The organism is Paenibacillus sp. FSL R5-0810 (assembly GCF_038002285.1).
Classification (GTDB): Bacteria; Bacillota; Bacilli; order Paenibacillales; family Paenibacillaceae; genus Paenibacillus_AQ; species Paenibacillus_AQ lactis.
Genome location: NZ_JBBOCF010000001.1, coordinates 2,936,984 through 2,963,578 on the forward strand (window position 1 = coordinate 2,936,984; position 26,595 = coordinate 2,963,578).

General features: G+C 52.6%; 25 protein-coding genes and 1 tRNA gene. 8 read left to right on the top strand and 18 right to left on the bottom strand.

All coding sequences use genetic code 11. The annotated features are described in order from the left end of the window. Nucleotides 1–213 precede the first annotated feature (213 nt). Nucleotides 214–1,050 (top strand): endonuclease/exonuclease/phosphatase family protein, encoded by an 837-nt coding sequence (locus MKX76_RS13345; RefSeq protein ID WP_028405205.1) that lies wholly within the window; start codon nt 214–216, stop codon nt 1,048–1,050. Nucleotides 1,051–1,220: 170 nt separating this feature from the next. Here the strand turns inward: MKX76_RS13345 and MKX76_RS13350 are convergent, their stop codons facing one another. Beyond that, on the bottom strand, nt 1,221–1,544 hold the full coding sequence (locus MKX76_RS13350) for a DUF1292 domain-containing protein (protein WP_007129602.1): 324 nt from the start codon (nt 1,542–1,544) through the stop codon (nt 1,221–1,223). 98 nt (nt 1,545–1,642) lie between these two features. Beyond that, nucleotides 1,643–2,197: a hypothetical protein gene (locus tag MKX76_RS13355; RefSeq protein ID WP_007129601.1), complete on the bottom strand. Its 555-nt coding sequence runs from the start codon at nt 2,195–2,197 to the stop codon at nt 1,643–1,645. A 228-nt stretch (nt 2,198–2,425) separates the two neighbouring features. Between MKX76_RS13355 and MKX76_RS13360 the strand changes: the two genes are divergently transcribed. Beyond that, complete coding sequence (locus MKX76_RS13360; protein ID WP_341033936.1) at nt 2,426–3,163, top strand: MBL fold metallo-hydrolase; 738 nt, start codon at nt 2,426–2,428, stop codon at nt 3,161–3,163. Nucleotides 3,164–3,305: 142 nt separating this feature from the next. After that, nucleotides 3,306–3,539 (top strand): DUF3892 domain-containing protein, encoded by a 234-nt coding sequence (locus MKX76_RS13365; protein ID WP_007129599.1) that lies wholly within the window; start codon nt 3,306–3,308, stop codon nt 3,537–3,539. A gap of 65 nt (nt 3,540–3,604) precedes the next feature. Here MKX76_RS13365 and MKX76_RS13370 read toward each other — a convergent pair whose 3' ends face one another. Together MKX76_RS13370 and MKX76_RS13375 are read right to left on the bottom strand one after the other, a co-directional pair. Further along, nucleotides 3,605–4,048, bottom strand: a complete 444-nt coding sequence (locus MKX76_RS13370; RefSeq protein ID WP_341033937.1) for a GNAT family N-acetyltransferase — start codon at nt 4,046–4,048, stop codon at nt 3,605–3,607. A 377-nt stretch (nt 4,049–4,425) separates the two neighbouring features. After that, nucleotides 4,426–4,689 (bottom strand): hypothetical protein, encoded by a 264-nt coding sequence (locus MKX76_RS13375; protein WP_341033938.1) that lies wholly within the window; start codon nt 4,687–4,689, stop codon nt 4,426–4,428. A gap of 141 nt (nt 4,690–4,830) precedes the next feature. Here MKX76_RS13375 and MKX76_RS13380 point away from each other — a divergent pair. Next, a tRNA-Val gene (locus MKX76_RS13380) sits at nt 4,831–4,903 on the top strand. A gap of 392 nt (nt 4,904–5,295) precedes the next feature. On the opposite strand, the gene MKX76_RS13385 is transcribed toward MKX76_RS13380, so the two are convergent. Next, nucleotides 5,296–5,859, bottom strand: coding sequence for a dihydrofolate reductase family protein (locus tag MKX76_RS13385; RefSeq protein WP_007129541.1), 564 nt, complete (start codon nt 5,857–5,859; stop codon nt 5,296–5,298). Nucleotides 5,860–6,188: 329 nt separating this feature from the next. Beyond that, nucleotides 6,189–7,046 carry an ATP-dependent DNA ligase gene (locus MKX76_RS13390; protein WP_144866493.1) on the bottom strand — a complete coding sequence of 286 codons (858 nt, stop codon included), beginning with the start codon at nt 7,044–7,046 and terminating at the stop codon, nt 6,189–6,191. Nucleotides 7,047–7,973: 927 nt separating this feature from the next. Here MKX76_RS13390 and MKX76_RS13395 point away from each other — a divergent pair. Continuing rightward, the gene (locus tag MKX76_RS13395) at nt 7,974–8,213 is read left to right on the top strand and encodes a DUF5316 family protein (protein WP_232239379.1); all 240 of its coding nucleotides are present in this window, start codon (nt 7,974–7,976) and stop codon (nt 8,211–8,213) included. A 169-nt stretch (nt 8,214–8,382) separates the two neighbouring features. On the opposite strand, the gene MKX76_RS13400 is transcribed toward MKX76_RS13395, so the two are convergent. Genes MKX76_RS13400 through MKX76_RS13410 form a run of 3 tightly spaced genes read right to left on the bottom strand, consistent with a single transcriptional unit; the run spans nt 8,383 to nt 9,668 of the window. Beyond that, complete coding sequence (locus tag MKX76_RS13400; protein WP_077565134.1) at nt 8,383–8,523, bottom strand: cyclic lactone autoinducer peptide; 141 nt, start codon at nt 8,521–8,523, stop codon at nt 8,383–8,385. Next, complete coding sequence (locus tag MKX76_RS13405; protein ID WP_186311185.1) at nt 8,486–9,049, bottom strand: accessory gene regulator ArgB-like protein; 564 nt, start codon at nt 9,047–9,049, stop codon at nt 8,486–8,488. The genes MKX76_RS13400 and MKX76_RS13405 overlap by 38 nt, the downstream gene beginning before the upstream one ends. Then, the gene (locus MKX76_RS13410) at nt 8,985–9,668 is read right to left on the bottom strand and encodes a hypothetical protein (RefSeq protein ID WP_144878385.1); all 684 of its coding nucleotides are present in this window, start codon (nt 9,666–9,668) and stop codon (nt 8,985–8,987) included. Before MKX76_RS13410 ends, MKX76_RS13405 begins: the two co-directional genes overlap by 65 nt. Before the next feature lie 803 nt (nt 9,669–10,471). Between MKX76_RS13410 and MKX76_RS13415 the strand changes: the two genes are divergently transcribed. Beyond that, nucleotides 10,472–10,762 (top strand): hypothetical protein, encoded by a 291-nt coding sequence (locus tag MKX76_RS13415; protein ID WP_144866490.1) that lies wholly within the window; start codon nt 10,472–10,474, stop codon nt 10,760–10,762. Here the strand turns inward: MKX76_RS13415 and MKX76_RS13420 are convergent. The 4 genes from MKX76_RS13420 to MKX76_RS13435 form a co-directional block, all read right to left on the bottom strand. After that, complete coding sequence (locus MKX76_RS13420) at nt 10,728–12,389, bottom strand: hypothetical protein (protein ID WP_341033941.1); 1,662 nt, start codon at nt 12,387–12,389, stop codon at nt 10,728–10,730. The genes MKX76_RS13415 and MKX76_RS13420 overlap by 35 nt on opposite strands. Nucleotide 12,390: 1 nt before the next feature. Then, complete coding sequence (locus MKX76_RS13425; protein WP_341033942.1) at nt 12,391–13,176, bottom strand: ABC transporter ATP-binding protein; 786 nt, start codon at nt 13,174–13,176, stop codon at nt 12,391–12,393. Nucleotides 13,177–13,247: 71 nt separating this feature from the next. Further along, on the bottom strand, nt 13,248–13,787 hold the full coding sequence (locus MKX76_RS13430) for a GNAT family N-acetyltransferase (protein WP_341033943.1): 540 nt from the start codon (nt 13,785–13,787) through the stop codon (nt 13,248–13,250). Between the two features lie 4 nt (nt 13,788–13,791). Beyond that, nucleotides 13,792–14,442 (bottom strand): TetR family transcriptional regulator, encoded by a 651-nt coding sequence (locus MKX76_RS13435; protein ID WP_341033945.1) that lies wholly within the window; start codon nt 14,440–14,442, stop codon nt 13,792–13,794. A gap of 227 nt (nt 14,443–14,669) precedes the next feature. Here MKX76_RS13435 and MKX76_RS13440 point away from each other — a divergent pair, with 227 nt between their 5' ends. Then, nucleotides 14,670–15,146 (top strand): L,D-transpeptidase, encoded by a 477-nt coding sequence (locus tag MKX76_RS13440; RefSeq protein WP_007129527.1) that lies wholly within the window; start codon nt 14,670–14,672, stop codon nt 15,144–15,146. Between the two features lie 98 nt (nt 15,147–15,244). Here MKX76_RS13440 and MKX76_RS13445 read toward each other — a convergent pair whose 3' ends face one another. Beyond that, nucleotides 15,245–15,628 (bottom strand): VOC family protein, encoded by a 384-nt coding sequence (locus MKX76_RS13445; RefSeq protein WP_007129526.1) that lies wholly within the window; start codon nt 15,626–15,628, stop codon nt 15,245–15,247. 113 nt (nt 15,629–15,741) lie between these two features. On the opposite strand from MKX76_RS13445, the gene MKX76_RS13450 reads away from it, so the two are divergent. Further along, nucleotides 15,742–15,903, top strand: coding sequence for a hypothetical protein (locus MKX76_RS13450; RefSeq protein WP_007129525.1), 162 nt, complete (start codon nt 15,742–15,744; stop codon nt 15,901–15,903). Nucleotides 15,904–16,117: 214 nt separating this feature from the next. Here the strand turns inward: MKX76_RS13450 and MKX76_RS13455 are convergent, their stop codons facing one another. Genes MKX76_RS13455 through MKX76_RS13470 form a run of 4 tightly spaced genes read right to left on the bottom strand, consistent with a single transcriptional unit; the run spans nt 16,118 to nt 26,590 of the window. Beyond that, a complete protein-coding gene (locus MKX76_RS13455; protein ID WP_341033948.1) occupies nt 16,118–18,856 on the bottom strand; it encodes an alpha-mannosidase in 2,739 nt (912 codons plus the stop codon). A gap of 23 nt (nt 18,857–18,879) precedes the next feature. After that, nucleotides 18,880–22,017, bottom strand: a complete 3,138-nt coding sequence (locus MKX76_RS13460) for an alpha-amylase family protein (protein ID WP_341033949.1) — start codon at nt 22,015–22,017, stop codon at nt 18,880–18,882. Then, on the bottom strand, nt 22,014–23,333 hold the full coding sequence (locus MKX76_RS13465) for a glycoside hydrolase family 125 protein (protein WP_007129522.1): 1,320 nt from the start codon (nt 23,331–23,333) through the stop codon (nt 22,014–22,016). The genes MKX76_RS13460 and MKX76_RS13465 overlap by 4 nt, the downstream gene beginning before the upstream one ends. 38 nt (nt 23,334–23,371) lie before the next feature. Then, nucleotides 23,372–26,590, bottom strand: a complete 3,219-nt coding sequence (locus tag MKX76_RS13470) for an alpha-mannosidase (protein WP_341033950.1) — start codon at nt 26,588–26,590, stop codon at nt 23,372–23,374. Between the last annotated feature and the right edge of the window lie 5 nt (nt 26,591–26,595).

A 26,595-nucleotide genomic window follows, 5' to 3' on the forward strand; every position in this document is an offset into this window, starting at 1 on the left:
CAAATAACACGGGCTAATGACACTGGCCGTTTGAATCACCCGAGGGCTTTGCTTAACGGAAGGCTATGTCCTTCTCCTCAATTTCCCCCTCCCTCTATCCAATTTCATCCGGCATTTACAGTAGCGATGTATAATAAGTTTGGAACCGCTTCATCCATCCATATCATGGTTATTTGTTCTTCCAGCATCTATTCATAGAAGGGAGATTTGTTGATGAAAAAACAAGTAGTTTCGCTCTTCACTGCCCTGCTGCTTATGTCCATGCTTCCATTCGGCGCTCAGGCCGCGGACAACGGATATGGAGGCAAGGTGCCGGCAACCGTTATGTCGTACAACATCCACCATGGCGTCGGCCTGGATAATCAATTAAGTCTCGAACGGATTGCAGGAGTCATCCGGGATGCCGGAGCGGACATCGTCGGTCTGCAGGAAGTGGACCGGTTCTATGGGGAGCGAAGCGGCTTCCAGGATCAAGCCAAAGAATTGGCTGAATTGCTTGGCTATCATTATGCTTACGGGGCAAACCTGGATTTGGCTCCAGCCGAAGGACAGACTGAGAACCGTCAGTACGGAACCGCGATTCTTAGCAAATATCCGATCCTGAAGTCCGAAAACGTGTGGCTTAGCAGCTTCGGCAAGGAGCAACGCGGTGTATTGCATGCCGTGATCAATGTACGGGGAGTCCATGTCAATGTATATAACACGCACCTTGGCCTTGATGTAACGAGCCGATTGGCGCAGGCGCAGGAAATCGTCGATCTCGCTTCGACCTCCGCCTCCGATGGTCCGGCCCTGCTGCTTGGTGATCTGAACGCCGAGCCTGCAAGCGAGGAAGTTGGGCTATTGCTGAACAGCGGCTTATTCGTCGACAGCTTCCAAGGCATCGAGGACGCCTATACTTTTCCGGTTCGCAACCCGTCGGTGACGATTGACTATATTTTAACCTCTCCCGGCGTTTCGCACGCAAACCAGCGTGTCATCCACACAGAGGCATCGGATCATTTGCCGATCGTGACGGAGGTCGTCTTCGCAAGAAAGGGCGGCCGTTAACGATACTGTAATCTGGAGGTGTGGCACAAATACTTATCACTAACCTGATGGAGTGAACGCATAGAGCGGCGCATACCAGGATGAAATCCGGTTCCTTTATCGAACGCAAAAACAGGCCGCTTCCGGGAGATCTCCCAGAGGCAGCCTGCTTTCTTGCTCCTATGCGGATGTTATTCCTGATTCGCTGCAGCGACCAGCTCGTTATAAGCGGCCTCTACTTCGTTCCATTCCGCTTCGTCCTCGATATTGTAAAGAACCATTTCCTCGTTCTCTTCTTCCATACGCAGGATGACGCCGTCCGCTTCCGGATTGTCGCGCTCAAGCAGCAGTGCATAAAGCTTCTCGCCCACATCAAAGGTTTCTACGAGAACCATTTCCACTTCTTTGCCCTGCTCATCCGTCAATGTAAGCACAAACTCCTCATGATCATGGTCGTGGTCATGATCATGACCGCAGCCGCAAGCATCTCCGTGTTCGTGTTTGTGTTCGCTCATTGAAAAAACCTCACTTCGGGTTAAATTATCATACTTTCGTATCGTATCACGTAAGGCTTCTTCAGGTCAATTTTTCCTGAGGCGGCCACAACCTGCGTTTAGTTCAGCGCCGTGATCACCTTTTCGGCAACCTTGACGAAGCCGGAATCGGGTTTAACCTGGACATAAAAGCCGACCGAGTATTTGCCTGACGTTTTAAAGTCATACGTAAAATCATAGGTGCGGAACCAAAAATTGTCCTTCCGGTCTTGAACGACCTGGGATTGAATATCCTTGACATGACCGGATGGGTCTTCGATCGCAACCTTCACCGCATGGATATCGTTATTCAGGCTGTCGACCTGGCTGAATACGTTGAATTTCAGCTTGCCCCTGTTGACGTTCCCGAATACAGTGTCCCCTTTGAACAGGAAAATATGCACATTAGGTTTAATCACTTCGACATTGCCTGTCTTCGAATTCCAGTCCACGGCACCGTCAAACTCCCGCACCGGCACGTAGGTTTTGCCGTCGATCACATAACCGCCGTCCTTTAATTCGCGTCCGTTGAGCCATACCCGAACACGCTCTTGGACGGAATCCGCAAATAAAAGCGTACTGCCACCCATTAACGAAAGGACCAGAACGCACGCCATCACTTTCTTCCACTTCATCTTATCCGTTCCCCCCAATAGCTCATCATGTTGTTATATGTGTATACTACAACCCAAATAACAAGTTGCGCTCTGTCCAGCAGTTTGCGAAAAAAAATTTGTCTGATTTTGTTGATGAAACTACCGCCTAAGAAGGTATTTAAAGACCGTGTACTTCCGCCCTGGTTTCGGTACAATATAAAGTAGCTTGCCAGGATTTTCACATCATACATCAGGAGGTTACGCACATTGACTTTGAAATTGCAAATGCTTGGCACCGGCGGTGCGTTTGCCAAGCAGTACTACAACAATAACGCGCTGATTGATGACAACGGGTATACGCTGATGGTCGATTGCGGGATTACAGCCCCTATGGCGTTGCACCAGCTCGGGGCTACGTTCAATGACATCGATGCGGTGCTGATCACCCACATTCATGGGGACCATGTCGGCGGTTTGGAGGAGCTTGCTTTTATCACAAAGCTGCAATACAAGCGCAAGCTTCCGCTCTACATCGGCGAAGCGCTTGTCCAGCCGCTGTGGGAGAACACCTTGCGGGGCGGCATGTATCAAGAAGGTCAAATCACCTCGCTGGACGATATCTTTGACGTCCGTCCGCTGAAGCCGGGGGTAAAGACGGATATTTCGTCCGGATTGTCCGTGGAGCTGATTCAAACCCGGCATATCCCGGGGAAGAGCAGCTATTCGCTTTATTTGAATGAACGGATTTTTTACAGCGCCGATATGGTATTCGATCCTGCGCTGCTTCGTACACTGGTACAGGACCGGGGGTGCGAGGTAATTCTGCATGAGTGTCAGCTGCAGGGGCCGGGCGAGGTCCACACCACGCTGGAGGAGCTGCTTAGTCTGCCGGAGAATATTCAAGAACGCACTTATCTAATGCACTATGGGGACAATGCCAAAGATTATATCGGCAAGACCGGATTGATGGAATTTCTGGAGCAGCAGCGTATCTACGAGTTATAGGTCGAAACGGGAAAAGAGATTCCAAGCTGTCCGAGGCTTGAATATCCGCAGCAGACCGACGGAAGATTCAGAATACTGCATGGTTTTGGGGTGCATAGATAGGATCGGACCCGGGAACTCTATACCCGGGAGGCGATATATCATGGAAAACAATTCGCAAGAAGTCGTAGGCGTACGGAAAAACGGCGATGGCGATATCGTCGAGCTGAAGCTCGAGGACGGAACGGTCGTCGATTACAAAACAGCCCAGCAAATGGCGAAAAATAAACAAATCAAGAATGTGAATGTATTTCGCGGACGTGACGGTGACGAGCATCTCCGTTCGAATGCCGATGGCGATCCAAGCAACAATTTGGACAATCTGCCGACATTCTAAAAGATCGATAAAGAGGCCCTGCGATCCAACGCTGGGCCTCTTCTTCATGCCGGGGATGAGCAGGATTACAGCTCTTTTTTCATCCGAACATGGGGAATCCCCGCATCGTCGAACGGTTCATCCGATATCGTCTCGTATCCGAGCTTACGGTAAAACGGCTCTGCCTGTACTTGGGCATCCAGCACTGCATAAGGCAGCTTCAGCTCCCGAGCCTGCGCTTCTAATGCCATCATCAGCACCCGGCCGATGCCTTTGGAGCGGAACGGCTTGCGGACGGCGATCCGCTGCATTTTCGCCGAATCCTTATTATAGTAGGTCAAACGGCCGGTTGCGGCATACTGCCCTTCCGATTTGATCAATACATGCCAGGCCTCCGCATCCAACCGGTCATAATCGTCAATCTCCAGGTCAATCGGCACCTTCTGCTCCAGCACGAATACATCTTTACGGATGTCCAGTGCTTGCTCCAGCTGCTCCTCGGTCGTCACATTAATAATCTCTGCTGCCACTTGATTCACACCTCTTTATGTAGATTCGTCTATCGGAACCCTCTATCTTTATCAGATCGAAATATTATACAAAAGATTTGATTTCCTGTATAGTAGAAGCTAACGTCTTCTTAGAAAGGAGCTAGGCCGAGCATGGGAATCGGAGGCACGATTTTTGTAGCCGCTATCATTGCCGTCCTCATCATTTTTCCAGTATTCTGGGCAATAAAGAAGGGTTACTCCCGCAAATGGGATGAGGAATAGATAACTTGGTTAAATTGCGGCCGCCAGCCTTGTGGCCGGCGGTTACCGAACATCCGCGCTTGCACGTTATGACAAGGAACCGATCGAGTAGCGGGACTACCGCTCCTCTGATGAACGATTGATGCCAAACGGAATCAATGGGTCAGCTCGGGCAGCGTTGGATCGGATTCAAGCGTTGACATCGGTTCGGGACGAAACTCCCCATCCCTTGAATATACTTCGTTTTGAACCGAACGGCTGTATACATCCAGCAGAACGGGAGCCGAAGGCGAGTTCAAGGGCTCAAGCTGAACCGACGTCCGTTCCGGAACGCTGCATCCGCTGACGACTGCGATGGTGGTTAGGGTTACAGCAGCAACCGCGATTCGATTCATGCTGAAGTAAGCTGCTTGTTTCATGGAATTCACGCTCCTGTTTATGGAAAAATGGCACTTTTCCTAGTCTGAACCGAAACGTCCTATTTTATAACGAAAAAACCGTTGACAGCCAGCTTGTCTGCTGGTAGTATATGAATTACCTCAATTTTTTATTTTATTTCTGATCTGTTAGCTCAGCTGGGAGAGCACCATCTTGACAGGGTGGGGGTCAGTGGTTCGAGCCCACTACAGATCATCACCGAGAACCCTTGCGTAGCAAGGGTTCTTTTGTTTTATCTCATTCACTCACCAGTCCAGAAATGTCGAATTGGTGCCGAAAGGGTTTTATTGAGGGTAAAGTAAATCTGTTGTTCATTGGGCTTTACCCCATATCTCAAACAAATTTGTCGATCCGGGTGAATGGCAGGTTCTTTTCCTGATATGTTTGCGCGGTAAGTTGACACATCACTCATCCCGTTAATCAAATCCCATAAAAAAAGCACCCGATTAGGTGCTTTTTTTATATGACACACGATTTCCCGTCAAGGAGTAGAAGGGCACTAGATAAAGCTAAAGTTGTACTTCCTTTGTATTTACAAATTCAGCACTCGTAAGTATAGCGCAGCTCTTTCTGGTGCATACAGACTCTCAATATATAATCTGATAAGTAGGCACGATCACTCCGCTTTCATAAGACTTGATGTCAGTTAATTTCAAATTGATTTTCTTCTTGCTGGCTCCAAACAACGGAATGCCTTCACCAAGAATGATGGGATTGACCTTCAAAATCAACGTGTCAATCAATTGGTGGTCGAGGAGCTTTCCGGCCAGATTTCCTCCTCCGCATAACCATATTTTTTTCTGCTGATCCGTAGTTTCCTGTTTTAGCCTCGTACAAAACGACACCACATCCTCTTTGACAAGCTCCACTTGCTCATTGGATTCAAATTCCATTTGATTCGAGAAAATATAATGCTTCAGTCCAGGATGAGCCGCCTGCGCAATTCCGGAAGGTTCACCCGGCTTCAATCCATATTGAAATCCATATTCATATGTTTTTCTACCCATCAATACAGCATGATACTGCCGGACACTTTCGAAGAAATCACCGCCGTCATCCGCATACAGAAATACGGAATCATCCGCAACGCCATTTTTGTCCGCAATGAACAGATCAGCAGTTACGGCAACATGATACACCAGTTCAATCATAGGATACCACCCTTCTAATGGTCAGTACTTCCACAACATGGAGCCGATTTGATTCTCACTCATTGGTATTTGGTATTTCGACATCGAGAAGTCGATCCCTGCATTTCCCAAATAAATTATAAACCCAACGCTCTTCGGCAACGGAATCATATCATACACCTTCTTCCTGCGTTCTTATGTAAAAGAAAAAGCCGCCTAAGGGCAGCTTTTTATCCTTTCAATCTCCTTCAGTTGTATCTCCGTTATAAGTTATTTCAGGTCAAGTAATCCCTTCTATTTTTCCTTACAGCCATAGGTTTGATAAGAAGAGGGGATTTTCCTTCTGCTATTCAAATGACAAATTCAACAAACGCCGGCGACCGCAGCATGCCTGCCTTGGTCCAGTTCCGGGTTTTCACCTTCGCCCGGATCCGTGGTTTCAGGTGAACGAAATTTTTATCCTCACCCGTTACAAGCTGCTGGCTCACTCCGTAAAAGGCTCGTTTGGCCTTCGGCGGCACGCCCAGCTCGACAATACCAGTCGGCCGCAGACGCCCGTTTTCCGTCATCACAGTCGTTAACCAACCGAATTCTTCTTTCCGGTAGCCGGTGATAAACACTTCGGCATAGGTCCAATTGATGACCTTCTGCCAGGCTGGTGATCGGCGACTCTCGTACCGGCTGCCCTGAAGCTTCCCGACCATCCCCTCGAGCTCCTGGGCCCTCATTTGCCCAAACAGTGCCTCTCCTGCTCCCTCCACAAAGGGTATGATACCGAAGTGTCTGTTCGGCATGCTGATGCCTGCCAGAATCTCTTTACGCCTCAGCAGGGGCAACTCTCGAAGGTCCTGCCCCTTGTATCTCAGGATGTCGAACGCAACATAGGTCACTGGCGATATGTCCATTAGCTGCCGGATACGCTGCTCCTTCTTGGCCTGGAACCGGGTCATGACGTTTTCGAAGTCAACCAGCCCCGTCTGCGGATCGGTACAAGCAACCTCACCATCCAGAAGGATATCATGTTCAAACGGCTTCAGAAGCTCGGGATACTGCCGCGTGCAGCATGTCTCATGCCGGGTATACAACTGGATTCGGCCGTCCTCCTGGGAGAACAGGAGCCGGTGCCCGTCGATTTTGGGCTCAAATATATAATCATTGTGGCTAAATGGGCCACTTGCTGTCTCTAATAACATCGGGCTAATAAACATAGGAACACCTCTCCATCGATTATACCTTTTGGCATGTTCTATGAGAGGCGGTAAGTATTGTAAATCACAACATGAATATCATCCAAAACTCTTTGTTCGGGAACAGCACGAATGGACGACAATCTTTAACCAATCCTTTCAGCGGGGGGGGGGATCAAGTATAAAGAGGCTAGACCGTCATTCTCACACCACACTTGCAGCAGGAAACTGAAGAAGTATTCGGAGTTAAGTTTATACATTAATGATCACAAAGATTTGTTGGCACGTGCTCATATCCCCCATTTCACAGTTGATAGGGATTTAGGGACAAGAGGGTAACAAAAGACGGCTCTGCTCTCCTTTTTGATCCATTTTCTTTGGACTCATCTGCCCTCATTCCTATGCGTCTAATATCATACCGAATGCCGTATATACCTTCGTAGCTGTTATAATTACCTTATAGTAATTGAATCCGAATCCAAAGATAATTCTGGAGGTTTCTCAAAATGAAACTTATCACTCTGGTTTTTCCATTTATACGATACTGCTCGTATGGATTGTTATGATCCTCTTAAAGCGCATGAAAAAATAAAAAACTCACAACTGAACCATCCCGACGGGGTACTTATTCGTATGTAGCTATGACCATGAACTATTTCTTTGTCCTGTACAGCTCTCCAAAAGTGACTCCTTTCTATCCCTCCGATGGGTCAATAATTAGAAGAAAAATCCCATGCAAAACCGTTTCTTAAACGCTCTAACCCTTATCCCCCTTCTTATAGCTTCCTAATCCTTATTCTTCTTCCTTCACATCGCCCTTCCTCAAGAAATCTGACGGCAAGGCTGCATCCATTATTAATCACCGAAACAACTTCCTCAAAAATGCATAACCAATCCCGCTTAACAGGCGTTCTAAACGATAAAGAGTATGGCGGGAGGAACTCAATCATGGATCTGCTCTTATATGCAGGTATTGCTTGCATCCTGGTAACGGGGCTCTTATCTGGCGCATGGACGACGGGATACCAGCAAAGGGGGAACTTTTATGCGGATTCGAAGGATGATCGGACATCAAAAAAGAAAGCGGCCAATGGGTTCTTTATAGCCGAGCCGGGATCGTATTACTATCAGCGGCCGGGATTGTGTATCTTTTTAAGTGATCATAAAAGCACCCCCGCTTCCACATAACCATTTAATGTTCCAACGATCCTGCTCCTCACCTACTTTCCAGCCTATTATGGATCCTTCAAAAAAAGATTCGTTAGGCGTATCCATAACAAACAGGAGCCGGATACATGCATCCGGCTCCTTGTCAGGATGTTTCAAGGGGAGACAGCAGGAGTCCCCTGCCGTCACTTCATTTCAGCAATTCTTCCGGTGTCTCGCCGCGGTACACAAATAAAGGGCTTGCGGAATTGACAACAAACACCGCAACCATCGTCAGGGCCGATGCGACACCGCTATAGAAGCGGTGTTTCGCTTTGCCGATCCGGGACATAAGAGCCTCCTCCTCTCCATTGAACTAAACTGACCGCTTGGATGAAAAATACGATCGCTAACGTTGGAGATTGAATCACAATATTCACCGCCACAATCAAACAGCTGATCAGGCGAAGTTTAGGGTAATGCACGCTGGATATACGGGATTGGTCCTTAATTCGGCTCGGGGCAAAGCGGATGACAAGCAGCAAGCTTGCCAAGTTCAGAAGTTGTATGTATAAAAGGCCCGGCTCGAGAAAGGACACCAGGGTGAACAATCCGGTTGTCACGGCAATGCATGCGGCTCCGGATTTCAAATGCATCCCTCCCGAGAACTGCCGCAGGACGGCAAAGCCGATCAGGGATAGAGCCGCCTGCCCCGTATTGCCGGTCAACCATGCGATCAGCATCGTTAGCGATACGATCAGCACCACATTTAACACAATGGCAACAGCATGTGCCAAGACGGGGAGAGTCGATTTATGGTCGGGTACTTGTCGTTTGATCCTCTCTGCGATCCGTTTGGCGGTTTCCTCTAACAACATGGCGATCCCGCTCCTCCGATTGGATGGCATAGTACAAGAAGATTCCAAAAGTACTGGCAAAGAAAACAAAATGAAGCCACAAATGGTTCAGATAAAACAAGATGGCGACCAAGACGAGCACGATCGCGATGAGGACAATCAAGAGAACATGCTCGAATTTCAAACGTGTCCTCTCGATATTAAAATGAAAGCCGATACCGAGTTTATACATGACCCAGGCGGCCAACAGTCCTGTTCCTGCACTCAGCACCTGAAGAATGTATCCGTCAACATGATCGGTTTGCACAGTCTCAACCGAGCCGAATATCAAGGACAAATAGGCAACCTGAATCACGGCATACAGCATGTAACCGATCATCGTGCAAACGGCAGACCAGATGACAGGAATCTTGATAATGGTCGAGTATAAGAACAGGAAGATCAGAAGGGTAATTAACGGAACTAGAAAATCCAAATGATACTCATTGCGCAAGATCAGGCTTTGAACATTCGCCAAGGTCATAACCAGCAGAGCTTGACCCAGGTGCTGGGATATGGGGATCCGCAGCAGGCTCATGATCAGCCAATGAATCGCCAGTGTTTCTAATGTTGAAAAAAACATAAATAAGACAGCTTCCATACAGGACAATTCCTCCTTGCAGCTTAAGAATGGTTAAATGATTCTACGCCACTCCTCAACCCGAACCCTGGAGCCTGCCAACAATCCCACCACCGAATTCGTGATGCCGGCTGAAGAAAAGACATGTGGATATCGAATCGAGACGTCACATATGATGCATGTTCTTGAGGCCTATTCCGGTGGCGACTACCGCTTTCTTAAAAATGCCGGGAATCTCTGATGGAAAGCACAAATCAATAAACATGTATCGATGTTGAAGTTTGGCATAAATGTTAGCTTGTCCAGAACATATTCCATTGAACTGACCCTGACGACCCTCACTTCATTCACTGTGAAAATCTAAGTATTATTATATAAGGCAATGCTGCAGATTTAACAGGTAATTTAATACAAATGTGGCGTCAGAAGAGCAATCTGTAGAAATGTATCCCTCTCGGAAGACGAAGAAGATGATTTCGTGAAGGCTGAAACCATGGAGCGTGAAATGATGTTGGTAAATATAAAAGATGCAAACCGGTTGCAAGAGACTTAGCAGGATATCCTTATACCTATTATACAAGAACATGTGTTCCCGTTCAATCCTATTCAATCTTTTTGCACAAACAATTTCACATCTGCAAAAATACCGTATCTGCACAATAACTACCGCCGAGATGGGCTTCTCGGCTTGCGTTCAGCCCGGTGGATAGGAGATAGCTTAGTATCGCTTATCTCATTTATCAGTTACGATATAAAGAAAAAGTGCCCTGAAGCACGACTCTGCTTCTAGGACACCCGATTTCATTTGAAAGGCGTGTTCATATATGCGTTTCCGAAAATCCGCCGCCATCCTTTTTCTCTTGGCCATTCTCCTGTCCGGCATCGGAACAAGCTATGCCATGGATTCCCGCCCGATCGACAACGAAACGGAACAGAGGCTCCGTGACGCCTATAACCTGGAGGCACCGACAGAGGACCTGTTGCCCAGCGTCCGGAGCGAGGGTGACTTCGGATTTACTCCGGATGCTCCCCTCTTCCTGCCCGAACTCATGAAATATACCTTCCATCCCATTCTGATCTTCATTCAAGAATGCTTGTTCGGCCGGCCTTGGTGAAAAGCTTCGTCCACAGCCATCCGTTCGCGAACAGCAGCAGAAGGATATAGGCCGGAACTCCGAACGGAACCATGCTGCTGGCATAATGCAATCCTCCAAGTCCGCCCAGCACCGGAAATGACAGCAACACGATCCAGCCGTCTTTTTGCTGGGTAACGCTAAAGGCTCTCGCAAACGGCGGCGTCCGCAGCATGGCTTTGGCAGCTACAGGAATGAGCGCAAGCCCGGTCAGCAGGATGATGACCAAATCCCAAACGATCCGCATGCCGAACAGGCTCAGGAAGATCGCAGCATTGACCGCAAACAGCGGCAAAAACATTTTCACGGCATACGCCTTGAGCGTTCCTCTGTAGAGAGGTCCCAGCGATGAGAGCGGTGCTGCGCGAAATAGCCAGAACGCTTTTGGTTTACCGGAGTATTTTAGCATCATCACGGTCGTTATGATCATGACCAGCATGGCGTATAGGACGTAAAAAGACGAGCCTGATCGGATTTCCGCCAGTGTCGAGCCCCTGAGCGCCGTAAAGAAAAACAAATAGGGCAAAATCATCGATAAGCCGAGCGAGGGATAAACCTTAAGCTTAAATTCCCGTTCGCTCTTCATCATGCTGGCCGACAATCGGAAGCATGCCTGTTCTTCACGCGTCCTGCAGAACCATCTGGCAAGCGCCCGGTCCGCGCGTCCCCGTTCCTTTCCCGATCCCGCGTCACTGTGCGACAGCTTCTCCAGAAATAATTCAAATGACGGGATATAGCGGAGATAGATAAGCAGCAGCACGACAGGGCCGGCTACGGCCATAAGCGAGAAAGCGATAATCCAAGGGTCCGTTTCCCCGCCAAGCAGCCACGCAAACGGGGCCGCGAACCAAACCGGTGGAAGCAGCAGCTGCCACCAAGCCGGCGTAAATGAAATATTGAAATCGACCAGCTCGAACGAACGGATCACGAACTGATAACCGATGGCTATGACCGCGGACAGGCCAATCTGAACGTAATTGATCAAATCCTTGAGCTTTTCCCCGTCCCAGTACTTGAGCAGCAGCAGATAAACAAGCGTCGTAACCGCCAAGATGAGGAGATTCATCAGAATAAGCTCGATAAGATAAATCAGGAAGAACATCACGCCGTTGATCAATAAGCCGGTCACGAGCGAAGCGGCCGACAGCGAGGCTGTGAGCAGCAGCATATAAATGCCCGCATGGATGGATCTTGCAAGGCCGACCGTACGCCCGTCTACCGGCTTCGTCATGAGTATGCTCCGGTCGCGCACATCCAGCAGCACCGACGAAAAGTCCGAAATCATGGAGGTCATAATGAAAAACATAAGGATGGCAGCCACGACACTCATTGCCATCATATAGTTTGGATCGCTAATGTACACGAACGGCGCGAGTACGATCCCCATCAAGCCGTACAGCCACAATGACCGAATGAATAGGTTTTTATCCGCATCTTCCTCCTTCCGGTTCGTATTCGATAAGATGATGGGCACCCGGCGCGAATCCATCAGCAGCTTCACCTGCAAAATGCGGCGCAGCATCCCGTAATCGGCACCCATTCGGGTCAGGATCCCTTTGAATTTATCCAGCAGCAGCAGCGTCCGAAAGGACGGTTCCTGCGGCAGCATATCAAGAGCCCTCCCGAATGATCGAAACGAACCGGTCCGCAATCGCTCCATGGTTATGGAATCCGGTCAGCTGGTTGAACACCTCTTCCAAGGAACCTTCCTGCGACTGCTGCTGAAGCTCCTTAAACGTTCCGTCCGCTACAACGCGGCTATCGGCAAGCAGCACGATCCGGCTGCTGATCTTCTCCACGACGTCCATAATGTGAGAGGAGTAAAATATCGTTGTGCCCGCGGCCGACAGCTTGGCCAAAATTTCTTTGACCACCATGACGCTGTTCGCATCCAAGCCGCTCAGCGGCTCATCCAGAAACAACAGATCCGGGTCATGAAGAAGGCTGGATATGAGCAGCACCTTCTGGCGCATCCCTTTGGAAAAGGTAGCAATCCGCGAGTGATAGACCTTTCCCAGATCAAAACACTCCATCAAACTTCCTGCCTTCTCATAGGCTTCCTCGTACGAAAGCCCGTACAGCTCGCCGGTAAACGTCAAATACTCCGCCGGCGTCAGCTGATCGTACAGCTCCGCGACCTCGGGCACATATCCGATTCTCCGCTTGTACTCGACGCTGCCATCGGCAATATCCTGCCCAAAGATCCGGACCGTTCCGGTATATCCCTCCACCAAGCCAAGCATAATCTTGACGGTAGTGCTCTTCCCGGCCCCGTTCGGACCGATATACCCGATCATCTCGCCCCGGCGCACATGAAGATCAATTCCGTTAAGCACGTAGCGTCCATCATATTTCATCCTCAGATCCTGAATCGACAGCACTTCTTCCGTAGACATGATTTTTCGTTCTCCTGTTCCCCCATAATTTTTAACGCATGCCTTTACCTTATTATGGAAGATGATCAAAATCAACCTTTCTTGACATATTCGCTTTGCAAAATTCCCATATAGATGATGTCATGCCAGCTACCGCCCCGGAACAGGCTCTGTCTCGCACTGCCTTCACGCGTGAAGCCAGCCTTCTCGTACAAACGAATCGCCCGTTGATTAAACGAGAATACGCGCAATCCCAGCCGGTGCAGATTCATTTCAAGGAAGGCATAATCCAGCAGGAGCCGCATCGCTTCGGCGCCGTACCCCTGCCCCCAGCAGTCTTTGTCTCCGATGTCGAGGATGCATTCCGCGTTGCGGTTCTTGAGGTCGATCTGGATAAGCGACATGATGCCGATCGGCTTGCCCGACTCCTTCAGCAGGAGCAGATAGCTTTTCGACGAGGCTGAGCCCATGATGACATGCTGCACAAAATCTCTGGTTTCCTCCATCGTGTACGCGTCCAGGAATGGACTCGTCGATTCCATAACCTCCTGGTCGTTTCTCCATGCATGATACAGCTCGGCATCTTCTATGGTCATTTTTCGGCAAACCAAACGTTCGGATTGAAATAGCATTTTTTCACTCTCCTATGGATAAATCGGGATAACCATCCGTACTCGAGGGCTTCAGCATTAGCTTCAGTGTGTTCCGGAACACATCCAGCTGCTGTTCCGCCCAGGTCGCATCCGGTCCAAGCTGATACGTATCCAGCATCAGGCCGTTGAGAAAAGAGAGGATATACCCCGCAAGGCTCCGCGCATCCTGCAGCGGCTGGAACTCCCCCCGCTCCTCCCCGGCCCGAATCACCCGGCTGATCGCATCGACGGCATTCTCGTAACGCTGCCGGATATACGGATAATGCTTCTTGTCCTTCACATAGGCGGAGGAGAGAAAGAACTCTGCCCGCGCCCGCACCAGCGAATGCTGAAGCTTCATCAGATCCTGCTCGATTTCACCCAGCCACTTCATGAGCATCCCCCATACCGGGGACTGCAGTTCCGGCCCGGTCCACTGAAACAGCTCCTCATCGTCATATCGCAGCACTTCCATGAAGACATGCTCCAGATTGTCAAAATAAGCATACAGCGCACCGCGCGATATGCCGGCCTCATCCATAATGTCCTGCATGACGGCATGGGCGAAGCCTTTCCGGATGAAGACGCGTCTTGCGGCAGCCGCGATCTCCCGCTTCTTCGTTTCTTTGTACTCGTCGCTGACCCTCGGGCACATGGGAAATATCATCTCCGTTTTTTTAAAATAGACATTATTGTCGTTATTTGTATTCAGTATAACCGACATTGATGTCGTTTTCAATCAAGAACGGACCATTCTTTGAAAACGGCTTGTTCTATGAATGGCTTCCGACAAATCCGTCAACATTCGCGAAATGCTGCATATATATGGGGGAGAGCGAAAAGAGGTGATGCAACATCATAAGGGGGATCTACCGCGTACTCGTGTTTGCGCTTCTGCTGATTTTTCTTCTCCCGTCAGGAGCCCACGCCGCTTCCGGACAGAAGCTGGACAGCAAATACACCCGGTACGCACAGTTCATCGTCATTGACAAATCCAGCAACAAACTGATGTATTACGAAAAAGGCAAGCTGATTAAATCGTTTTCCGTAGCCACAGGAAAAAAGCCCTCCTATACGCCGGAAGGCCTGTTCAAGATTCACGAGAAGGTGAAGAACCGCCCCTATTACAAGGAACGCATCAAGGGCGGCGATCCGCGGAATCCGCTCGGAGCCCGCTGGCTTGGCATTAATGTAAAAATAAACGGAAAAGTCAGCTATGCATACGCGATTCATGGAACGAATAACCCCGGCTCCATAGGCAAGTACGTCTCCGCAGGCTGCATCCGCATGCATAATAAAGACGTCATCTGGCTGTATGACCGGGTTAAGATGAGCACGCCCGTCCTCATTCAAAAATAATACCGTTTTTACCCCAAAGCCGGACGTGACCTGTAATCGCGTACGGCTTTTTAAATATGTTGATGCTGCTTTGCCCGCTTCGCATTCCAGGCTGGTGCCTAGGAGCCGTATTCGGCTCCGAATTCGATGATATTCCGGTCCGGGTCCAATACGAAGATTTGGGCAAAACCTGCTACGCTGTCGGGGCTAGCCACATATTCAACGCCCATCCGGTCAAGCCACGTCTTCGTTTCGCTGTAGCTCTTCACCCAGATCGAAAAATGACCGTCCGTCGTATCGATTCCCCGTTCCCGCAGCGTGTCGCTGATCGGATGCTCCAGCAAATGCAGCTGCTGATCGCCAACCTCATACCATATTCCCTTCGATTGAAACGGCGGACGCGGGATTTCCCGGAACTTCAGGATATCCGAGTAGAATGCCCTTGCCTTGTCCAAATCCCTGACCGCCAAGCTGACATGATGAATTCGCTCGAATTGAATCATGAATGATATCCCCTCCTTGCAATTGTGCATTTGATTGTATGATTGTTCATTGTACAGGAAAACTTATATAACGTTAATGACCCGCAAAGGAATTACAGAGGAGGAGCGAGTAGATGGATATTCACACGAATGAATATAAAATCGCTGCGTTAAACGGAAACGAAGGCACCTTGAAGGCGATTGAAGATGCGGAAACGAAAATTGCGGAGCTCACCGGCAAGGAGATTACGCTGATCGCCTACGAGAAAAAGCAGGACGGCAGCGAACAGCAGTAGGCTTATTTTGTCCTAAGAGACGAGCTGAACCATAAGAGCTTTTGAAAAATCCGTCCCGTTTAACGAATAAGGAGCTGCCCCTAAGCCAGGTTTTACGAAACCCGGATAGGGACAGCTCCTTTATTCATATGTGGCAAAGCCCGAGCTACTGCATTCGCAGACGGGCCTTGCCCTTGACAACGCATCGCTTCATGCTCAACGGTGAGTTTCTTGCTTAGCGGGCGGTCTTTATGCCCAAAGTGACGATTTCATAAGGTTTGACCGTCATGGAATAGCTTCCGTCTGTGCTGAAGGCTTGAACATCGCCCTCATCCTCCAGAATCGTACTCTTATAGACGCCTTCGCAAGCCAGTTCGGATTGCAGCCCGAGCTCTGCTTGCGTACCGGCCATGTTGAACCAGCGCAGCATCAGGTCGCCCGTCCGTTCGCTGATCTTCATCGAAGAGAAGGCCAGCTCCCGGTCGCTGCGGCTCCAGCCGAGCGGCGCGTACGTCGTCGGAATCGATCCTTCATGAATGCCGGTCTGTGCGGCCGTCCAAGGCACCTGGAACTGGTATGCTTCGGCGTAGGCGCCGGAGCCGATGCCATCGCCCTGATGCGGGATGACCTCCATGCGAACGGTGAATTCGCCGATGCACTGGGCTTCCGGCGTAGGGAAGTAGCCCCAGTCGCCAAGCTCGCCTACGGAACGAAGCAGCGTCACCGCAATCGTGTTGCGCCCGTCGCGCAGCACCTCGTATTCATTCAAGCCCTGATTCGCCACGGTAAGTCCGGCCTCCGAAGTGCTTACATCGACAAATGCCTGCTGGTGGGCCGTATTGCTCGGATTGGTCCATTCCTCAGCCGGCACATTGCTGCGCTCGGCAACCTCGAACATCGAGTCGACCAAATGGGTCTTCGTCTCTAGATCGGTCGGGAACAAGGCACGCACGCGATGATCCTTCGCCCGGTTATCGAGGGTGGCCTCAATTTCAACCCCGCGGCCGCTCTTGTTCAGAGCAACGACGGTACGAATCTTCATCGGAACCGTCTCGGTGACCCGCTGTGCCTTGCGCTGCGGGTAGTATACAAGCTCGATCTGCTCCGCTTCCAATCTGCTGTCCGCCGATGCCGGGACTTCCCAGTCATGCACAATCTCGATGGCAGCCCGGTACGGCGTATCCTCTACCACCCGGATCTGCGCAGGAAGACCTTTCGTCGTAAGCGCTGCTTCGCCGTTCGGCTGTTTGTACATGTATTCGTTGCCGATGTCCCCGGTATCCTCATAAACGCCGAGGTCGCGGTACACCTGTCCGCCCTTTTTATCGGTCAAGGTAAAGGATCCGTCTGCAGCAATTTCAACCTTCAGCCATGCGTTCTCCAATACGTTCTCTCCGCTGATCAGCGAAGCTCCCTCCGGAGCGGCTGCACCGCTCTTGACCCAAGCGTACGTAGCGAAGCCGACAGCTGGCACTTCACTTGCCTCGAAGGTCAATCTGACCCTGCGCGCCATGTACGGCTGACGGAACCGGTCGTCCGGCAAATCGTAGCCGAACTGCACGCCGAGATCCTCCACCGTGCAAGGCAATGCCTCGCCCTTGTCATTAACGAGTACGCGGCCCGACAGGTCCAGTTCCTTCATCCGGCGGCTCGTTTCTTCCAGCGTAAAGCCTTCGCGGAAATAGAGGCGCCCCGCGTCAAGCTCGATCGTAACCGTTCCGCTCCGGCTCCAGCCGGTCGTATTCCATACGACCAGCGGCAGTGCATCCTCGCCATACTGCGTGAAAGCCGACGTATCCACCGAATCCGCAATCACGCGCACGCTGTCCGCTACGATCGATTCCGCCACGTGCCGGCTCTTCTCAAAGCGCGTCACCATTTCGCGGTGAACCTCGTCCACGCTGCAGCCGCAGATGCTGTCATGCGGATGATTTTGCATCAGCGTTTTCCAGGCATACGTGAACAGGTGGTGCGGGTACTCCAGGCCGAGCAGGCTTGCATGGGATGCAAGCGGCTCCGCAACCTTCTCAAGCAAAGTCTGCCCTCGCTGGTTCATCTGCTTCAGGTAGACGCGCGCCGAGGCAGTGTTGACCAGGGTGCCCCAGCCGTCCGTCCGCTGGCTGCGCAGCTCGCCCTTCACGGAGGACAAATCCTCAGGCAGCTTGTCCCGCAATGTCTTCAAATAATCATCGAAGTTCGAATGGATGAACTCCGTGTCCGGATACAGCTTTCTTGCCGTGCGGATCGCTTCCGCAAGATCGCGCTGGATCGGCTGATGGTCGCACCCGTTCATGTATAGCAGCTCCGGTGTCGATGCATATTTCTCGGCATCTGCCAGCTTGCGGTCCCAGAATTTGCGGGCTTCCTCTTCATCCACGGGAACCTCGTTTCCGTTGCTGTACCAGTTCGCGAACAGAATGCCCAGCACCTTGGAGCCGTCCGGGCTCTCCCACATTAATTCGGAGAACGACGACTCATAGCCGCCGTCGGAGACGGTGTTATTGAAGCCCGTCGGCTTCACGCCGCGTCCGAAAAAGGCATTGTCGATCCCGGATTGACGCATCAGCTGCGGGATTTGTCCCGTCAGCCCGAACGTATCCGGGAAATAGCCGATTTTAGCCGCCGAGCCGTAGCGTTCCGCATCCTGGTGCCCGATCTGCATGTTCCGCACGTTGGCTTCGCTGCTTGTCAGGAACGCATCCTGCAGAATATACCACGGGCCGATGATGATGCGGCCGTCCGCGATCAGCTTCAGCAGCTGCTCCTTCTTCTCGGGTCTAACCTGCAGATAGTCCTCGATGATGATGGTCTGGCCGTCAAGGAAGAAGCTGCGGTACTCGGAATCCTTCTCCATCGTCTCCAGCAGGCTGTCCATCAGCTGAATCAGCCGGACGTGATGCTTCTCATACGGCAGATACCACTCTCGATCCCAGTGCGTATGTGAAATGATATGTGCTTTTCTCGATTGTTCCATCTCTCGCGTCCCCCTTGTTACCGCTAGGATACGGTAATTTCAACTTCACGTTCCCGATAGACTGCCAGCAGCGCGCCGGCTGCATCGACCGCGAACAATACCGAACGATCCGCCTCAAGCGTAAACGAATAGCTGCGTCCGGTCGCCGGATCCATCACTTCAACCGGAGCGTCCCACGACTGCTCCGATCCGAATACGAAGAGCGCACCTTTATCAAACGATAGCTTCCGGCCATAAACGCCGGACCACTCGCCGCCCTGCTTCCATACCAGTCCCGTATCCGGACCGGACAGCTCCAGCGCATAGCGGTACAGCGCAACGAGCGTATCGGTTCGGTCATTCAGTTCTACCGGCAGCGGACACCAGAGGAGTCGTCCCTGTCCGAGCTTCACTTCCTGCACCGGATATCCGGCAGCCGAACCTGAAGCGCTGCCCGCAATGCCTGCGGCCGGCACTTCCTTCGCCAGCTCGGCAATCTTTCGGTGGCCGTAGGATACGGCCATCAGCCGATCGCCGATGCGGACGCTTTCCTCGCGGCGGACGTTAGCCAGCTCACGTACACCGAGCTCGTCGGCTAGACGGTTCACGGGATGCCAATATGCGTCCAGCCCGATCGGACCGGTTACCAGAAGCGTTGCACCCGTACTTTTAACGATGTCGATCAGCTCGTCGAAAGCCTGGTCGTCCACATTATGGGCGCTTGGCAGAATGATCAGCTTCACCGGCTGATCCCGCAGGGAGCTAAGATCGTATTCGCCGACGGCGCGGAACGGCGCGTTCAGCTCATAAGCCAGTGCCCGCGTCGCCTTGGTCGTTGCCTCGAAGGCCAGCTTGCGGTTCGAGAAATCGTTCGAGTACGGGAATACCACGGCGGTCTCCTCCAGCTTCCGGCCGGTAAACAGATCCCGGATTCCGGCCATGAACGCTCCGAAGTCATAGGAGACGTCCGCCTCCGGCTTCTCCGTGCCGTCAGCGCGCAGCGCCCCGATATGGGATTCATTCGCATTATCCATATAGAAGTTCGTATTCCAGATCCAGTGGATCGCCCCCGCACCTCCCGTGGAGAATGCGTATGCGTATTTACGCTCAAGCAGGTTCCGCAGCTCGGCTTCGCTCCGCTTCGCCCGGCCGTCAGGGGTTTCAACATACATAATGCCCGTTTCCTGAATCAGATTGGGCTTATCCGGCGTTTTGGCAAAAATGCCGTCCCAAATCAAATAATCGTTCAGCCACCAGGAATGCACCGTGGTGTAATCCACCGCTTCCGCATAGAAGAACGGGGACGGCCGCTGCGCGCCGAGGGCCTCGTCCTGCCCCACGGTCACCATATGGTTCGGGCATACATCCTTGATCGTCAAATACAGCTCCTTGGCCCAGCGGTTGTGCATCTCCATGGAGAACAGCACATAATCGAGCCAGCGCGTGCCCTTCTTGCCTTGGTGCATATCCTGCACATCGAAGTTGATCTCCTCGGGCTCCGGCACAGCCGCCGCTTCGAATGAAGGAAGCTGCTCAGGCGTCATATTCCAACGCTCCTGAAGCCGATTGATCGAGCCGTGGCGCGCCTTCAGCCATTCGGCAAAGGCCTGCTGTTCATAGGAATCCCGCGCGGAACGCGGCCCATCCGAGAAGATGCGCGGAGGATCGAACATGGACGGCTCGTTGATCAAGTCCCAATCCACGTTCTTCGTATTCTTATGTCTTGACACAATCGAGCGGATAAACCGTTTCTGCGCTTCAACGCTGCGCGGATCCAAATAAGGATTCGTGCCTTCCCATGTCTCCGGCGTAAAGGAGAAGAAGGTGAAGGTCACCTGCAAATCATGCTTTTTCGCCGTCATCAGAAATGCGTCGATCGAGCGCAGCACCTCTTCGGATGCATGTCCGTCGACCTGCATCACGTTCCGGTAGGCCGTCCAGATGCCCGTGCGAATCCAGTTAATGCCGGCCTTGCTCATCTGCGCCATATCCCGGTCCCAGACATCGGTATTCGGTAGGAACAGGAATTTCCGCGCCACATCGGAGGTCATGTAGGTCATGCCCACCACAGGCAGCGGACGTCCGTCCTTGATAAAATAATCCCGGTTGCAGCTGACCGGCGTTCCTGCCTGAAGCAGCTCCGCATCCGCTCCCCAGAAGCCCTGTTTCAGCCTGCGAACCTCACCGTCCGGACCTTGGGCTTCACATACAACGCGATAAGCGCCCGGCTTGATATCAAGCGGAACCGAAATCCGCTCCACATGGAACTGACCGTTAACGCCTGCTTGATGATCCCGGGCCCAGCGCAATGCTTCATCCTGCTCATGGGTCACCGTAATGCGGAAAGTCCAATCCTGCGGCTCGGCGATAGGCAGAGCGCGTCCCAGTCTCTGCGTCTGCAGTGTAAGGACGGCGCGCTCGCCGGCTTCATACGAAGCGTAGTTCGGTTTGATCCACAGCTCCGTCACGCCGGCAGCCGTGAATGCAGCCCACCGGCGTACCTCCTCTCCCCCGCCCTCTTCCCAGAAGCGAGGGGAGAGGGGCTGGTTCACCAGAAGCCAGCGGCCGCCGGCGTACGGGCCGCCTACATGCTCCCACAGCACCGCAGGAGCGGCGACATCGCGGCCCTCGGCCGTCATTCCCTTAAGCAGCGCATAAATGCGGGTGTCCATCGGGCCTGCCGAACCCATTTGATGCGGAAGGTCGCTGCTCTTGGTTACGTGCGGAACCAGGTTCCATGTATCCGCTACCTGCAGCAGCTCCCGGCTGTTCTCCATCAAGGGAATTTCGTCGCTGGCTTCCAAACGGTCCACGCGCCCGCAATCGACCGGCAGCGCTTCATGGATATGCAGCTGCTGATGATAGGCCGTCTGCTCATGCTCGATTATCCAGCGGCCGTCCTCGAAACGTACCGGGCGCTTGAAAGGCGCGCCCCCGATGCTTACGAGACCGCCTCCGTTCCGAAGGAAATCCAGGATGGAGCGCCATGCGGATTTCGGAAAATACGGAGCGTGCAGGTTGACCAGGCTTGCCCCCGGTCCCGCTGCAGACAACGCTTCCGCAAGCTCATCGGCACGGCACACGAGGCCAAACGATTCCAGACTTGCTGCAGAAGCCGGCAGCCCGGCGGCTTCCGCCGCCGGGAATGCCGGATCATACAATACGATCATACGCCCGCTCATAGAATCCCCGCCTTCATCGCCTGATAGACCAGCTGCGAGAAGAGGCTGTTGGACCAGGCGAACCATGATCTGGTGAATTCGGACGGATTATCGGCATGGAACCCTTCGTGCATGAAGCCCGTATCGGCATCCGTCGCTTCAAGAAGCGCGATCATCTCCAGCTTCTCTTCGGCGGTCTGTGCCGTCAGCCCCTGCATCGATAATGCCATATGCCAAATATAGCCCGGCGGCGTATGCGGACTGCCGATGCCTTTGGCCGCGGTGCCCTCGTAATAGAACGGGTTTTCTTTGCTAAGCGCGAACCGGCGGGTGTTCTGATAGATCGGATCATCCGCCGTAACGTATCCAAGATACGGAATTGACATCAAGCCCGGCGTTCCCGCATCGTCCATGAGGCAGTAATTGCCGAATCCGTCGGTTTCGTAAGCGTAGATCGGCCCAAACTCCGGATGACGGTAAATCCCGTACAGCTGAATGCCGTGGTCAACGTCGGCTTCAAGGCGCTTCAGCTCGTCCAGGAGCGCCATATCCCGGAACACCCACTCGGCGAACTCCTGCATTTGGCGCAGGGCAACGACCGCGAACATATTGCCCGGAATATTGTAGTGGAAATCGCATGCGTCATCGCTGGAGCGGAAGCCGGACCAGATCATGCCCGTATAATTGACTGGCATGCCGAGACCATCATTGCGAAGAGAATCCGTCGGGATGCCGTTGTTGCGGGTAAACCGGTACGGCGACTTTTCGAAATGGCGCTGCTCGGTTTTGAACAGCTCCACGATTTTCAGCATTGCAGATTTAAAGTTCGCGTCGAACACGTCCGTAAGTCCCGTTTCTTTCCAATACAGATAGGCCAGGCGGACGGAGAAGCAAAGCGAGTCGATCTCGAATTTCCGTTCCCACACCCATGGCGACATGTCGGTTACGTCCGTCGTGTTCCAATGCCAGTCGTTGGCCGACTCATTAAAAGCATTCGCGTAAGGATCGATATGAATATATTGAAAATGACGTTTGATCAACCCGCTCAATATACGCTGGAGCTGCGGATCTTCCTTCGCAAACGGGATATAGTGGACGACCTGCTCCACCGAATCGCGCAGCCACATCGCAGGGATATCGCCAGTGATGACGAAGGTCGTGCCGTCGTCCATCAGCTTCGTGGTCGTCTCCAGCGTGTTCGGAAAGCAGTTCTTGAAGAGGCGCAGCAGCTTCGGACGGTGCGCCAGCTTCTCCTCGGCTTCCTCTAGCACGGCCTGGATTGATGCCGGCAGCTCGAGTGCAGGCATCGGGATTTTGGGGAGTCTGAATTGTTCCATGTTGTTCTGGCTCCTTCTTGTTCAGTAATGTGTCGTTCCTAGTTCATAGTTCTAAATTTGATCGTTCGGATCTCGTACGGCTTAAATTCAAGCTTCAAGCTGCCGGCTTCGCAAACGATCGGTTCAAGCTCCTCTTCAAGCGCATTGGAAAGGTACGCCGCTTCATAAGCGTGAGGCCATTCAAGCCTCACTTCCTCCCGGCCTCCGGCTGATTCGTAGAGACGCAGAATATAACCGCTGCCGTCCTCTGCCGGCTTAACCGTATCCAGCACGACATGCACGCTTTCCAGCTCGATCCATGAATGAACCGGCGCAAGGGTGCCTTTCTTCGGACTCGTCTTCAAGCAAGGGAGCTCGTGATTCAGTTCGGCAGCCTTGCGTACAACTCCTGCTTGTCTCCAATCTCCTTCATGCGGATAGAGCGAATAAGTGAATACATGCTCGCCCAGATCGGCCGTCTGATCCGGCCATTTCGATGCTCTTAGGAGCGATAGCCGAATGGTGCTGTCCTGGATGTCATAGCCGTACTTGCAGTCATTGATCAAGCTGACGCCGTATCCATGCTCGGATACGTCCGCAAACCGGTGGCCGCACACCTCATATTGAGCCTGTTCCCAGCTCGTATTCCGGTGGGTCGGGCGTTCGATCGTGCCGAACGGGATTTCATAGGTCGCCTTGTCGGCCACGACGTCGATCGGAAAGCTGACCTTCAGCAGCTTGTGCGATTCGTTCCAGCTGACATGCGTCTGAAAATCGATTCGCTTGTCATGGTGATACAGGATCATGTCCTGCGTGATGACAGATTCATGGATGCGCCAGCTAAAGCGCAGCACGTCCTGAACGTCACCTTGATGCGCCAGCTGCTTTCCGATCAGTTCGGCGTCGCCGGCCGGCTGATCTTCATAGCGGGTATCGATATCCCACGCATCCCACAGCGTCGGACGGTCATGGAAGAAATGGAAGCGGTTCGCCGACTCGCCCGGCTTCACGATTTCACGCTGCGCTTCCTTGTCCCACAGACTCGTAATTTCGCCGCGGTGATTGAACCGGATCCGGTAATATTTCGTCTCCCAAACGTCGCCAAGCTGAATCTGCGCTATTGCAAGCGCCGAACCCGCATCTCCACCATCCGGTCCATCGTTCGGCTTGTCGTTCCGATCATCGTTCCGTCCATTGATCAAGTCATCATTCGAGCCTTCGCCGGATCCGCTAGCGCCGGTAGCCTTGAGCCAAATCGTTGTGTATCCAAAGCCCGGAATGGCGGGAACGTAAACATGCATGCTCTTCGGTTCTGCATCCGACTCCCCGGGGATCATATCGTACAGAAGCGGCGTTCCGTCCGCATCATGCGGCGCAAATCCGGCAAGCCCCTGATCCTCCGTCAAGGATATCACGGCATTCCGGGTCCATCCGAGCCCGTTAAATACAACGTAAGGGATTCCTTCCCCTTCGGTATCGATCTGTTCCGCTACCGCCTTCACAGCTGTATGAAGGCTTGTCTGTCCGAGCTTGAATACCTCTTTGTATTCCTTCTCCGACGTGACATACGATTCCGTTATCGCCGACCCCGGAATAATATCGTGGAACTGGTTAAGCAGAATCAGCTTCCAGCCTTCATGCAGCGCGCGGAGCATGCCCTTGCGCTCGCCTGGATTCAGTGCAGGGAATGCCATGGTGCCCCACAGCTCCGCCTCCCGGTACAGGATTTCGGCTTTGCGGTTATGCCGCTTGTTGCGGGCATGCGTCGTGTACGTACCGCGATGGAGCTCAAGATACAGATCTCCCCGCCATTTCGGGAGCTTCGGCTGCCGCTCTTCGATACCATCGAAAAATTCCGCTGCCGTGCTGTACTTGCTGGCAGGCTGCCCGACCATCAGGTCGGCTCGCTGAATGTTCTCCAGCATCTCGCGGGTTACACCGCCTCCGCCGTCGCCATGCCCGTAGAGCAGCATCTGCTCGGGATGAACGGCCTTCTGCCGGTAGGACTGCCAATGATCGTGCACGTCCTTCGGCAGCGTGTTCTCGTTCACGCCGTGATTCAGATAGGACAGCATCGGCGTTCCGTCAATGCCGACCCAGTGGAACAGGTCATACGGGAAAACGTTCGTATCATTCCAGCCGAGCTTCGTTGTCATGAAGTAACGGATGCCGCCATGCATCAAAATCTGAGGCAAGGAGGCGCAGTAACCGAACGTGTCCGGGAGCCATTCGATATGCGAGCGTCTGCCGAACTCCTCCTGGTAAAAGAGCTGGCCGTACAGCATCTGCCGCATCAGCGACTCCCCGCTCGGAATGTTGAGATCGGGCTCGACCCACATTCCGCCGACAAGCTCCCAGCGTCCTTCCTTAATTCTGGCCTTCACCCGCTCGTACAGCTCGGGATCATGATCCTTCAGGAACTGATAGAGCAGCGGCTGGCTCTGGGCGTAACGATACTCCGGATATTCGGTCATAAGCGCATCGACCGTCGAGAAGGTCCGGCTCGTCTTACGCACCGTTTCGCGGACCGGCCACAGCCAGGCTATGTCGATGTGCGACTGTCCGACCATATGCTCGGTGCCCTCACTGTTCCCTCCGATGAGCTTGACCCTCCGGACAAGCTCCTGCTCCAGCTCGGTTACCGCGGCACCTTCCCGGATTGAGCCTTCATCCATGCTGACGAAGGCGTCCATGGACGCATGCAGCGCTTCCATAAGCCGGATGCGCCTCATATCGGACTCCGGCAGCAGCCTGAGCGAATCTCTCACGATGGTAACGGTGTACATCAAGCTTTGGACCGGCCGGTTCACCTTCACGAGCTGGCTTGAAACGCGCGTAATCGGCGGCTGAATAACCGCCTGCTGATTCAGCGGGTCAACCGGCTCCGGAATCGGATCGTACAGCTCGATTTCGAGCTCCATCCGGGTGCCCGTCCGCTGGGGATCAAGGGTGACAAAGGTATGGTTGCGATCCAGGCCTTGATAAGACGCTCCATTTACGCGCAGCAGGCCCTCACCGCCGGACTCGAATATAAGCCCTACCGTTCCCGCTTCCTCCAGCCACTCCTTCGGCAGCTCCAGTCTGCGGCGGAAGAAATACGTCGTTCCCTGCTTGCTCGGAAACCGATCGAAGTCTTCACCTTCCGTGTAAGGCGCCGAATTCTCGTACACCCCCGGCACCACGTAGGTGGACCGGGTGATGCTCCAATCTCTCAACGAAACGGATTCCAGCCATTGCCGCTCCGACAATTCGCGAATAAACCGTCTGATTCTCTCCATGGGCA